This is a genomic window from Halovivax sp., assembly GCA_007119345.1.
Lineage (GTDB): Archaea > Halobacteriota > Halobacteria > Halobacteriales > Natrialbaceae > Halovivax.
Window position 1 is genome coordinate 21,102 of record SKPV01000025.1, and the last position, 11,926, is coordinate 33,027.

General features: G+C 67.9%; 8 protein-coding genes and 1 pseudogene. 6 read left to right on the forward strand and 3 right to left on the reverse strand.

Annotation, left to right across the window (positions count from 1 at the left end):
• Positions 1-3 precede the first annotated feature (3 nt).
• A complete protein-coding gene (locus tag QZT59_RS02190) occupies positions 4-1,185 on the forward strand; it encodes an FAD-binding oxidoreductase (RefSeq protein WP_290810713.1) in 1,182 nt (393 codons plus the stop codon).
• Between the two features lie 126 nt (positions 1,186-1,311).
• On the opposite strand, the gene QZT59_RS02195 is transcribed toward QZT59_RS02190, so the two are convergent.
• Positions 1,312-2,526 (reverse strand): FAD-binding oxidoreductase, encoded by a 1,215-nt coding sequence (locus QZT59_RS02195; protein ID WP_290810715.1) that lies wholly within the window; start codon positions 2,524-2,526, stop codon positions 1,312-1,314.
• A gap of 165 nt (positions 2,527-2,691) precedes the next feature.
• Positions 2,692-3,981 (reverse strand): glutamine synthetase family protein, encoded by a 1,290-nt coding sequence (locus QZT59_RS02200; RefSeq protein ID WP_290810718.1) that lies wholly within the window; start codon positions 3,979-3,981, stop codon positions 2,692-2,694.
• A 258-nt stretch (positions 3,982-4,239) separates the two neighbouring features.
• On the opposite strand from QZT59_RS02200, the gene QZT59_RS02205 reads away from it, so the two are divergent.
• Positions 4,240-5,397 carry an FAD-binding oxidoreductase gene (locus QZT59_RS02205; RefSeq protein ID WP_290810720.1) on the forward strand — a complete coding sequence of 386 codons (1,158 nt, stop codon included), beginning with the start codon at positions 4,240-4,242 and terminating at the stop codon, positions 5,395-5,397.
• 325 nt (positions 5,398-5,722) lie between these two features.
• A complete protein-coding gene (locus QZT59_RS02210; RefSeq protein ID WP_290810723.1) occupies positions 5,723-7,075 on the forward strand; it encodes an aspartate aminotransferase family protein in 1,353 nt (450 codons plus the stop codon).
• 136 nt (positions 7,076-7,211) lie between these two features.
• Here the strand turns inward: QZT59_RS02210 and QZT59_RS02215 are convergent, their stop codons facing one another.
• The gene (locus QZT59_RS02215; protein WP_290810726.1) at positions 7,212-7,787 is read right to left on the reverse strand and encodes a pyridoxamine 5'-phosphate oxidase family protein; all 576 of its coding nucleotides are present in this window, start codon (positions 7,785-7,787) and stop codon (positions 7,212-7,214) included.
• A 383-nt stretch (positions 7,788-8,170) separates the two neighbouring features.
• Between QZT59_RS02215 and QZT59_RS02220 the strand changes: the two genes are divergently transcribed.
• The 3 genes and pseudogenes from QZT59_RS02220 to QZT59_RS02230 form a co-directional block, all read left to right on the forward strand.
• Positions 8,171-10,024: an aldehyde ferredoxin oxidoreductase family protein gene (locus tag QZT59_RS02220; RefSeq protein ID WP_290810728.1), complete on the forward strand. Its 1,854-nt coding sequence runs from the start codon at positions 8,171-8,173 to the stop codon at positions 10,022-10,024.
• Positions 10,025-10,182: 158 nt separating this feature from the next.
• Positions 10,183-11,193, forward strand: coding sequence for an agmatinase family protein (locus tag QZT59_RS02225; RefSeq protein ID WP_290810732.1), 1,011 nt, complete (start codon positions 10,183-10,185; stop codon positions 11,191-11,193).
• 86 nt (positions 11,194-11,279) lie between these two features.
• Positions 11,280-11,926, forward strand: a pseudogene (locus QZT59_RS02230) (class II histone deacetylase); the annotation flags it as partial.

Genomic DNA, 11,926 nt, shown 5'->3' on the forward strand with positions numbered 1-11,926 from the left:
GGTATGGCCGCGCACGACGTCGTTGTCGTCGGTGCGGGTGTCGCTGGCTGCGTCAGTGCCTACGAACTCGCGCCAGACCACGACGTCATCGTCGTCGACGAGGGGCCGGTAGCGGGGGAAACGACGGGTCGGTCGTCCGGGCTCATCACCGTCACCACCGACGTGCTCGTCCCCCGGGCGGAGACGCTCGACGTTCCGGAGATGGCCGCTCACGTGAACGACTACGTCCGCGAACTCGACGGAACCGGCGAGTTCGAGTTCTTCGAGCGTCCGGGCGTCGAACTCGTTCCGCCCGACCAGGCGGACGGCGCTCGCGAGTACGTGGCCCGCCTTCGGGAGGACGGCCTCGGGATAACCTACCTCGAGCCGGACGGACTCGACGCACGCTATCCCGAGACGTTTTCGACGGACTCGTTCGCCGGCGCCGTCATCTACGAAGACGTGGGATGGGTGGATCCGTACACCTATACCACCACGCTCGAGCAGGAGGCCGAGTCTCGGGGCGCGGAGTTTCGAACGGGTGTCCACGTCGAGGAGGTGACCGTCGACGATGGCGCCGTGGTGGGCGTCGAAACGCGATCCGGACGCGTCGAGGCGGATCACGTCGTCTGCGCGGCAGGGTGGCGAACCCGGGAGCTGCTCGCGGACGTGATCGAAATTCCCGTCCGACCGTTCCGCATTCAGATCGTGACGCTCGATCCCGGCAGAGCGTTGGGCGACGAGTATCCGATGGCGTGGGACGCACGCACCGACCTGTACTGGCGGCCCGACGCGGCGGGACACATCCACGTGGGCGGGGGCGAGTACACGCTCGACGAACCGCAGTCGACCAGCCAGGACGTCGACGAGTGGTACGTCGATCTCGTCGCCGAGACGCTCCCGAACTGTCTGGCGGACTTCGAGACGGCGGGAATCGTCGACAGCTGGGCGTGTATCGACGGCGCCACGCCCGATGCGGTCGGAATCGTCGACGCCCCCGCCGACGCACCGGACGGACTCGTGATCGCCACGGGCTTTCACGGTCTGGGAATGATGTTCTCACCGATCACCGGGACGGCGGTGCGTTCGCTAATCACCGGCGAGCGTGCGCCGTTCTCGCTCGACGGGATCGCTCTGAACAGATTCGGCTCTCGGGGCGTAGACTTCGAGTTCCAGCCGATCGGCGGCGGGGCGATGCGCGAATAGCGCCGACGGACCGAGGAAAGCGGGGCGATGCGCGAATAGCGCCGACGGAACGAAGCGAGCGGGGCGTCCGGGGCCCCTCGTCGGCGCCCTGGCTCGGATCCCCGGGCGATCGCCGACGTGGACGCCTCAGTCGGCTTCGTTCCGCGATGCGCGGGCGTCGATTCGGGACTCGGTTATCTCCGTCTCCGCCATGTGGCGCACGAACGGGAAGTCCGCACTTCGCGTGTCGAAGCGGTCCAGACGGAACGGGTCGAGCGAAACGTCCGGCTCCGCACGGGTCACCAGCGACCGAACCGCCTCGGCGACGGCGGGCGAGGACATGACGCCGCCGATCTGGAACCCGGTCGCCACGACGAGGTTGTCCGGGCCGTCGTCGGGGGCGTCGACGATGGGGTACGTGTCCGGCGTCGCGGCGTCGCCGGTCGTGCAGGTGTCGCCGCGGACGAACGTCGCGTCCTCGAGGTGGCGGAGCCGGTCGGGCATCTCCGTCGCCAGCCGGAGTTTGAAGTCCGTCGACACCGTCGAGCGACGCGATCCCGGGTCCCTCACGACGACTTCGTCACCGCCGACGTGTATCGAGCCGTTGTGTTCCGGTCGCCAGTATCGGTCGATCGTCGGGTCCCACCCCATCGGGTACCAGTCCGGAAGCTCCCGTTCGGGATCGAGCGTCGCCGCCTGCCACCGGAACGGTCTGACCGGGAGCTCCAGGTGGGGCAGGCACAGCTCGCGGGACCGCCATCCCGCGGCGACGACGACCGCGTCGGCGCGCACCGTCCCCTCGCTCGACTCGACGCCGACCACCGCGCCGTCTTCGACGAGGAGCTCTGCGACCCGGTCGCCGGTTCGGACGTCGGCCCCGCGGTCTCTCGCGGCGTCCGCGAGCGTCACCGTGTACGTGTAGGGGTCGACCCACCCGGTGTCGTGGTAGACGAGCGCACCATCGTAGCCGTCGAGGTCGAACGCGTCGGGATAGCGATCCTCGAGCGTCGGCGCGTCGACGAACTCGACGTCGAAGTCGGCCGCGCGCATCCGTTCCGCCTCGGCGCGCGCCCAGTCGCCGTCGCCCTCGGCGACGAGACCCACGCTCTCGCGTTCGGTGAACGAGAACGAACCGGTGCCGTCGAATTCGGGGAAGAAGTTCGCGGCCGCGCGCGCGAATTCGGGGTGCGCCCGGAAGGACGCCCCGTTGGTCACCATTCCCGACGCCTTTCCGGACGCGTCGCCGGCGAGTTGGTCGCCTTCGAGGAGCAAGACGTCGTTGTCGGGTGCGAGCCACCGTGCGGCCCCACAGCCGATGACGCCGCCGCCGACCACGACCACGTCCCGTCGTTCAGCAGCCATGCCCTAACCGAGCGCAGCCCGGTACTTGTGTATGTCGTACGTTCACGTGCCTCCCGGGATCGGCGGACGCCGAGGTACCGCCGACGCCAGCGGACGCCGAGGTACCGCCGACGCCAGCGGATGTCGAGGTACCGCCGACGCCAGCGGATCCCAAATCCCCCGGTGTCAGATGATGCCGAGGTAGCGCCGTTCCCAGTCGGTGACGTGGTCGTTGAACTCCCGGCGCTCGTGGCGTTTGACCGCGGTGTACGCCCGGACGAACTCCTCGCCGAGGGCCGCCGTCAGGACGTCGTCGTTCTCCAGCGCCCGGAGGGCCACCTCCGGCGAATCTTCGAGCGGCGGGCGCTGACCCGCCGCGTCACCGTCGACGGGTTCGCCCGGTTCGAGGTTCTCGCGGACGCCGTGAAATCCCGCGGCGAGCGTCGCCGCGACGACGAGGTACGGGTTGGCGTCGGCCCCGGGGATGCGATTTTCGATCCGGAGCGGACCGGATTCGGGGACGCGGACGGCCGCCGTGCGGTTGTTGTAGCCCCACGACCTCGTGTACGGCGAGAAGCTTCCCGGAGCGAACCGCTTGAACGAGTTGATGGTCGGACAGCCGAGGGCGACCAGCGAGTCGGCGTGTTCGAGGAGGCCGGCGACGAACGCCCGTCCCGTCCCGGAGAGTTCGCCTTCGTCGGCGAAGGCGTTGTCCTCGCCGTCGAACGCCGAGACGTGCAGGTGGAAGCCGTTCGCGGAGGCGCCGGTGAACGGCACGGCCATGAACGTGCCCGTGAGGTCCTCCGCCTCGGCGGCCCGCTTGACGAGTTCGCGGAAGGTGAACGCCCGATCCGCGGCCCGCATCGGCCCGCCGTGTTCGAAGAGCACCTCGAACTGTCCCGCGCCGTACTCGTGCATCAACACCTGCAGCGGGACGTCCATCGCGTCGCTCCACGAACGGAGCCGATCGTAGACCGCGTCGGCCGCCTCCGTGGCCCGCGTGACGCACTCGTGGCTCCCGTCCGTCAGCGGTTCGACGCCGCCGTCCGTCTCGGAGAGCAGGTGGAACTCCAGTTCCGCCCCGACGCCGATATCGAAGTCCGGCGCGTCGTCGACGATTCGGGCCAGCAGGTCGCGGGTGTACGCGCCGGCCGTCTCGCCGCGGAACGAGTACGTACAGAGGACGCGGGCGGTGCGCTCGCGCCACGGCACGATCCGGAACGTTTCGGGAACGGGGGAGAGGGTCCCGTCCGCGAAGTTGAGCGACTCGCCGAGGCCGGTCCCCTCGGGGACGTCCGTCATCGAGGAGACGCCCAACAGGAGCATGTTCATCGAGAAGCCCGTCTCGAACTTCTCGAGGAAGTAGTCGGCGTCGACGCGTTTCGAGCGGGCGACGCCGTCTATGTCGGGGAACTCGACGATGACCTCCTCGACGTTCTCCTCTTCGACGGCTCGGGCGATGCTGTCTGCTGTCATATGCCACGCAGGTGCGGCAGTGGCGATAAACCTTGCCTCGATCCGCGGCCCGTCGTCGCGCTCGGTTCGTCCGCGTGACAGACCCGGGGCGTGGCAGACCCGGGGCGTGGCAGACTCGGGACGTGGCGAACCCGGGGCGTGACAGACCCGGGACCCCCAGTCGGCGTCTTCGAAGGAATTCGAACGCGCGCGACCCGTCGGGTGCGCCCCTGGGTAACACACCGTAAGAGTCAGGCTTGCCACCGTGCACATCCTCGCATGGACTACGAAGTGCTCATCGTGGGCGGTGGTCTGGCGGGGGTCAGCGCGGCGCGCGAACTCGCCCCCGACCACGACGTCGCGGTGCTGGAATCCGATCAGATCGCGAGCGGCGCCACCGGCTACGCGTCCGGACTGGTGACCGTCGTCGCCGACTGGCCGGGCCAACCGAAGGCGGCGCGGTACTCGATCGACTTCTTCAGGGAGTACGACGGGACGGGCGAGTTCGCGTTTCACGAGCGTCCGTTCGTCCAGCTTCGGACCGACCCCGACGCTGGCGGACTGCGAGAGGAGGCCGCCGGATTCCGCGAGCGCGGGTTCGACGTGACCGCTCACGACGCCGAGACGCTCGAGGACCGTTTCCCGGACGTGTTCGACGTCGCCGATCACACCGGGGCGGTGGTGATCGACGATGCGGGCTGGGTCGATCCGTACACGTACGCCACCTCGCTCGCCGCCGACGCCGCCGACGCGGGCGCCGACGTCCGGACGGGCGTCGAGGTGACGGACCTGCGCGTCGCGGACGGCCGGGTCCGCGGGGTCGAAACGTCGGAGGGCGAGGTCGCCGCCGAGACGGTGGTCGTCGCGGCGGGCTGGCGCACCCCGGATCTCGCGGGCGTCGAGATGCCGGTGCGACCGTTCAGATACCAGACGGCGAACCTCGACACCGGCGCCGACGTCGCCGACTACCCGATCGCGTGGGATCAGGAGTCGCGGCTCTACTGGCGTCCCGAGCGCAACGGATCACTACACGTCGGCGGCAGCGCCTACTACGTGACCGATCCCGGTTCGATCCGTTCGGCGACCACGGAGGGCTTCCAGCGGCTCCTCGCCGGCACCGTTCCCGCCCGGCTCCCCGAACTGGCCGATGCGCGCGTCGTGGGCGACGGCACCTGCCCGACCGGCGACGCCGCCACGCCGGACCACCTGCCGGTAATCGACGCGCCCGCCGAGGGGCCCGCGGGGCTGGTGGTCGCGACGGGTCTCCACGGCTTCGGTATCATGGCCGGGCCGGCGATCGGTCGGGCGATCCGGGCTCGGGTGACGGCTGAGGAGACGCGATTCCCGCTCGCGCCGTTCCGACTCGATCGGTTCGACCCCGACCCGTCGTGGGCGTTCCCGTACATCTCGCCCTCGGCGGCCGAGACCGGCCCATAGCGGACGTCCCGAGGACGATTTCTCGACGGAGTGACCCGAGCGTCGAACCGATGGAGGGATCTTCGTGATTCGATCCTCTCGCCCCGTCATCACTCCGGTATCGGGGCTCGCCCACCCCGTGGAGCACGCGGACTCCGCCGTCGGTGAACGCGGAGACCCAATCGTCAACGCCGGACGCTCGGTCCTCGAAAGTGTTCGACGCACTCTCGTAATAGTTCGGCGAGACTGGTCCGAAACTCCGTCACTATAGAATTATGTTCTAATACAGGTCCTTGTCCTCGAACCACCATCAACATTTAATAGACCGGGGACGATTCTCACCGCTATGGATCTCTGGGACGAGACGGAAGCGAGATACCGCGAACGGACTCCGACGAGCCGGCGGACGTACGAGTCTCTGCGGAGCGTCGTCCCCGCGGGCGTGGCCAGCACCTATCGCGCCTTCGAGCCGTACCCGATGGTCATCGACCGTGCGGACGGCCCGTACCTCTACGACGTCGACGACAACCGATACCTCGACTACGACCTGAACAACGGCGCGGGGATGGTCGGACACAACCACCCGGCGGTGACCGAGGCGGTCCGCGACCAGCTCGAACGGGGGACGCTCTACACGCACCCCCACGAGTTGCTCGGCGACGCCGCGAGGGAGATCGCGGACCGGTGGGACGCGATCGACCTCGTCCGGTTCACGAACAGCGGGACCGAGACGACGATGCACGCGATCCGCGTCGCTCGGGCCTACAGCGGCCGAGACAAGCTGCTCAAGATCGAGGGATCGTATCACGGCTGTCACGACTCGGTGTTGGTGAGCAAGGCGGTTCCGTCCCACAAACTCGGCCACCCGAAGCGCCCCGCGACCGTGATCGAGAGCGACGGCGTCCCGTCGGCGATCGCGGACACCGTCGAGGTCGCCCCCTGGAACGACCTGGAGGCCGTCGAGGAGATCATGCGCGAGAACGTCAACGAGATCGGCGCGCTCGTCGTCGAACCGATCGTGATGAACGTCGGGATGACCCAGCCCCACGGCGAGTTCCTGCAGGGGCTGCGCGAACTTTGCGACGAGTACCAGGTCCCCTACATCTTCGACGAGGTCAAGACCGGCGTGAAGGTCGCACCCGGCGGGGCCGCCGAGTACTACGGGGTGGAGCCCGACCTCGTGGCGATGGCCAAGAGCATCGGCGGGAACTACCCGGTCGGCGCCTTCGGCGGGCGCGAGGAGATCATGCGCGAGATCGAGGACGGTGCGGCTCACTTCGGCACGTACAACGGCAACCCGCTCGCGCTGCGCGCGCTCGTGACCACGCTCCGCGAGGTGTTGACCGAAGACGCCTACGCCCACGTCGACGAGCTGGGCGAACGCCTCGCCGCCGGCTACGAGGAGATCATGGCCGACGCGGGACTCGTCGGCCGCGTCGAGCACGTCAACTCCCAGGGGATCGTCGTCTTCACCGACGAGGAGCTGGCGAACTACCGCGACTTCGACCGCCACGTCGACGTCGACTTCCACGAGAACTACTGGTTCGAGATGCTCGACCGGGGCGTGATTCCCCATCCCCACCACGCCTCCCAACAGTGGACGATCAGCGTCCAGCACGAGCGCGAGCACGTCGACGAGCACCTCGACGCGTTCGCGGACGTCGCGCCGCTGCTCGCCGAGCGCCAGAACACCTCCTGAAGCGACGGGCTGTCACCCTGCATTCCGTCGAACGCCGGGTAGAACGCCTTCCTCGAGATCGGTGCGAGTCGGGGGTTCGACGCCGTCGGACGCTTCGAACCGTGACACGACCGGCCTCGAATGGAGGTTCGGATACTCACTCGGACTCTCGGACGGACTCCAGCTCGTAGGCGTCGGGATGGTCCGGGGGCTCCTCTCCCTTCTTCGCGCTCCAGGAATCCACGCCGAACCGGTACACTGCAGTCCGGTCGATCGATTCGTCGCTCATCTCGTCGTAGTCCTTCCCGGGCGAGAGGTGCGGGGCGAACTTCTCCATGAACCGCCCCAGCACCCGGTGTTTCTCGGCGAAGTCGTTCGATACTTCGACGGTCCCGTACGCGACCACGCTCGCGTACTCGACGGTGAAATCGACGGGCCGATCCGCCGGGACGAATCGCCCCATCCGGCTCGTGGTGAAACACGCCGGAACCTCGCCCTCGCGGTCGACGATATCGTAGGATCGACCGCCCTGGGCCCCGTGGAGGTAGATGGCACCGTCCCGATCGTCGTAGACGAACAGCTGCGTCACGAGGTGTGGGCTCCCCTCGTCGACGAGACCGAGCACTCCCGACTCCTGATCGGCCAGAAATTCGAGCATCCACTCCCGGTCGTCGACTGCCAGACCCTGGTAGCGAATTTCGTCGGAGACGATTCGTGGGGAATCCTCGGACATAGCCTTCGATGACCGCGCTCCCGCAAAATCGTTCCGTCCACGAACCGTCTCTCCTCGAGCGCGGGCTGGGAGGAGACGATCGTCGTCGAGGGGTCGCTCTCGTTGTCGAGGGGTCGCTCTCGTTGTCGAGGGGTCGCTCTCGTCGTCGGCGGGTCGCTCTCGTCGTCGACGGATCGCTTTCGGTGTCGACGGGTCGCTCTCGTCGTCGGCGGGTCGCTCTCGTCGTCGACGGGTCGCTCCGTCGTCACGAGGACGAAGACGCACCCGGGGGTCGCCGGTCACCGATCCTCACGTTTCCGACGAGGGAGAATCGATGGCCGCCTGCGGATCGATACGCACCCGTGGAATACCTATTTATGGGATCCCTGAGTATCTATTCAACTATGTCTCAGTCGATCACGGAGCGCCCTGAACAAGTGACGGAGTTAACCAAATTACTTCGGGTGAATTTAAGCGAACGCAGCATCCAGGTCGAAGAAATTTCGAAGGAGTATCGCGACAAGTTCGTCTCGGGGAAGGGCCTCGGGGCGGCGCTCCTCCTGGACGAGGTCGACGCCGGGGTCGACCCGCTCTCGCCCGAGAACAACCTGTACTTCATGTTCGGTCCGATCACCGGGTTCGCCCCGGGAACGTCCCGGTACGCGGCGATCACGAAATCTCCGCTCACCGGCACCTTCGTCGACTCCTACTCGGGGGGACACTTCCCGACCATGGTCCGCTACGCGCTCCCGGACTTCCTGGCCGTCGCCTTCGAAGGGGTCGCCGACGACCCGGTCGCGCTCCGGATCACCGAGGACGAGGTCGCTCTCGAGGATGCGACGGATCTCTGGGGAGCGGACACGAAAGAGACCGCGCGCCACTTCTCGGGCAGGAACACGAAGGTGGCCTGCATCGGTCCGGCGGGCGAAAACCGGGTGAAGTTCGCCACCATCACGAGCGACGAGGGGACCCACCACGCCGGCCGGGGCGGCGTCGGAGCGGTGATGGGTTCGAAGAACCTCAAGGCCGTCGTGGCCACGGGCAACGCGCCGCCTGCGGCCCCCGACATTCAGGAACTGAAGGTCGAACACACCCAGCGCCTCGGGACGTCCGAGGAGGTGTCGTGGGCCCGAAACGGCGGCACCCAGCTCATCGTCGACTGGACCCAGGAGGTCGGCGCCCTCCCGTCGCACAACTGGACGCGCGGGACGATCGACGACGCGGACGATCTCAACATCGACGCGTTTTCGGCCGGTCACGTGGGGACGGACTCGTGTTTCGGCTGTCCGGTCGCCTGCGGGCACGTCGTCGACTTCGAGGACAGCGGCGTCGACGGGTCGTTCAAGGGGGCGAGCGTCGACTGGGGTCCCGAGTACGAGACCATCGGCATGATGGGCGCCAACACGGACATCACGAACGTGACCGAGGTGACCGAGCTCGCGAATCTCGCGGACACGCTCGGCATGGACACCATCTCGCTCGGCAACGTACTCTCCTGGTTGATGGAGGTCGCCGAGCGGGGACTCGTCGAGAGCGACCTCTCCTGGGGCGACGCGGAGACGGCCGCCGAGATCGTCCGACGGATCGCCGTCCGCGACGGGATCGGCGACGCGCTCGCGGAGGGAACGGCGGGTGCCGCCGAGATCCTCTGTGACGGGCATCCCGACGCGAGGGAGGCCGCCGTCGAAGTGAAAGGGATGGAACTCCCGGCGTACGAACCCAGGGCGTCGTTCGGGATGGCGCTCGCCTACGCGACGTCCGACCGCGGGGGCTGCCACCAGCGGGCGTGGCCGATCGGCTCCGACGCCTTCGGCGGCGAGCGCGACCCGTACGACACGGCGGGGCACGCCGCAGCCGTCGTCGAGGAACAGGACGAGAACGCGCTCACCTTCAGCATGGTCTCCTGTTCGTTCACCGCGTACAACTACGAGCGCGTCTGCGAGTGGTTGAACGTCCTCGGCTACGATCTGACGGTCGAGGAACTCCACACGATCGGCGAGCGCGCGTGGAACATGACGCGGTTGTTCAACGTCCGCGAGGGCTTCTCCCGGGAGGACGACGCGATGCCCGAGCGGTTCACCCGACCGCTCGAGTCGGGCGGTCCGGCCGACGGGAACGCGATCGACGACGCGCAGTTCGAGACGATGCTCGACGACTACTACGAGGCGCGGGGGTGGACCGACGAGGGGGTCCCGACGGCGGAAACGCTCGAGCGCCTCGAGATCGACTCGCTCGCGCCGTCCGACCGCCCGGCCTAGCGCCGCTCTCGCGCGCAACACAATGACCAACCGCGTATTCCACGACGATCACGATGACCGACCGACCGCGTATTCCACGACGATCACGATGACCGACCGACCGCGTATTCCACGACGATCACGATGACCGACCGACCGCGTATTCCACGACGATCACGATGACCGATCCAGACTGGCGGTCGATCGGCGACTTCTACGACCGTTACGACGGTGCGAGCGTCGAGATGGCCTATTCGGGACCGAAGACCTTCCTCAAAGGCGAACCGGGTGACGTCCGAACCCTCGACGACCCGGACGTCGCCGTGCTCGGCGTGCCGTACGACGGCGCGCTGAGCAACCGACCGGGCGCTCGCTACGGTCCCGACGCCGTCCGTCGCGCGAGCGGGTGGTGGGCGTACCTCTCGGGCTACAAGGGCGGCCTCACCAACGTAAACACGGGCGCGGCGGTCGATTTCTCCGATCTCACGGTCGTCGACTGCGGCGACGTTCCGGTGTTTCCGATGGACCGCGGGCAGACCGCCGAAAGCATCTACGCTCACGTGGCGGCCGCCGCGGAACGAGCGTTTCCGGTGACGATCGGCGGCGACCACTACTGCACGTACCCGGCGTTCTGCGGATTCGCCGCCGGGAGCTCGTCGTCGACGGTGGGCCTGGTCCAGATCGACGCGCACTCCGACACCGTCGGACGAAGTCCGAAGTTCGGCGAACACTTCCACGGCTCCAGCACTCGTCTCGTCGCCGAATCGCCGTACAGCAACTACGAACACGTCAGCCAGGTTGGGATTCGGGGATACGAGAGCGCGAACTTCTTCCAATTCGTCGACGAGACCGGTCTTACCTGCTATACGATGCGCGACGTTCGCGAGCGCGGCATCGAAGAGGTCGTCCGAGCGGCCGTCGACGCCGCCGCCGAGGATACCGACGGGGTCTACGTGACGTTCGACATCGACGCGGTCGACCCCGGGGTCGCTCCCGGAACGGGGACGCCGGAACCCGGCGGTCTGAGCGCACGGCAGGCCCTGCGAGTCGTCGAGATCCTCGGCACGCGGGAGTGCGTCCAGGGGGTAGATCTGATGGAAGTCTCCCCGACGTACGACCCGACGAACTCGACCCAGCTGCTCGGCGCGTCCCTCCTCGTCACCCTCCTCGAGCGACGGTTCGCCGAATAACGGCTCTCTCGGGAGCGTTTCGAACGATCCGAGGAACCGCCCGTGCCGTGGCAAACACCTTTCCCACATCGCGACGGACTCAACCCGTGAGATCGATCACGGCGTTCCGGCACGACAGCTTCGTGGAGCACGAGCCGCCGGCCGGCGAGTTCGAGGCCGAGTGGACCGGCCGTCTCGCCGTCGAGGAACCCCATCCCGATCGACCCGAACGGATCCTGAACGTCGAGCACGTTCTGCGCCACGAACTCGGCGATCGGGTGACCTGGCGACCCGCTCCCCCGGCGACCGACGAACAGCTCCAGCGCGTCCACGAGCCGGAACACGTCTCGGCGTTCGAGGCCTTCTGCGAGGCCGGCGGCGGTCGACTCACCAGCGAAACGGGGGCGAACGAGGCCTCGGCACGCGCCGCCCGCCACGCCGCCGGCGCGGCCGCCGCGTCCGTCCGTCACGCCCTCGAAGGCGGTCCCGACCGCGTCCCGTACGCCTGCGTTCGGCCGAGCGGTCACCACGCACAGCCGGCGCAGGTCGACGGGTTCTGCTTCTACAACAACGCGGCCGTCGCGGTCGAGGAGGCGCTGATCGACGACGGGGTCGACCGCGTCGCCGTTCTCGATTGGGACGTCCACCACGGCAACGGCACCCAGGAGATCTTCTACGACCGCGACGACGTTCTGACGATCAGCCTCCACAACGATCACTGGTCCTGGGATCCCGAGGCCCACCCGCAGACCGG

Coding starts and splice junctions, on each gene's coding strand:
- QZT59_RS02190 (WP_290810713.1), top strand. CDS start 4: ATGGCCGCGCACGACGTCGTTGTCGTCGGTGCGGGTGTCGCTGGCTGC.
- QZT59_RS02195 (WP_290810715.1), bottom strand. CDS start 2,526: ATGGCTGCTGAACGACGGGACGTGGTCGTGGTCGGCGGCGGCGTCATC.
- QZT59_RS02200 (WP_290810718.1), bottom strand. CDS start 3,981: ATGACAGCAGACAGCATCGCCCGAGCCGTCGAAGAGGAGAACGTCGAG.
- QZT59_RS02205 (WP_290810720.1), top strand. CDS start 4,240: ATGGACTACGAAGTGCTCATCGTGGGCGGTGGTCTGGCGGGGGTCAGC.
- QZT59_RS02210 (WP_290810723.1), top strand. CDS start 5,723: ATGGATCTCTGGGACGAGACGGAAGCGAGATACCGCGAACGGACTCCG.
- QZT59_RS02215 (WP_290810726.1), bottom strand. CDS start 7,787: ATGTCCGAGGATTCCCCACGAATCGTCTCCGACGAAATTCGCTACCAG.
- QZT59_RS02220 (WP_290810728.1), top strand. CDS start 8,171: ATGTCTCAGTCGATCACGGAGCGCCCTGAACAAGTGACGGAGTTAACC.
- QZT59_RS02225 (WP_290810732.1), top strand. CDS start 10,183: ATGACCGATCCAGACTGGCGGTCGATCGGCGACTTCTACGACCGTTAC.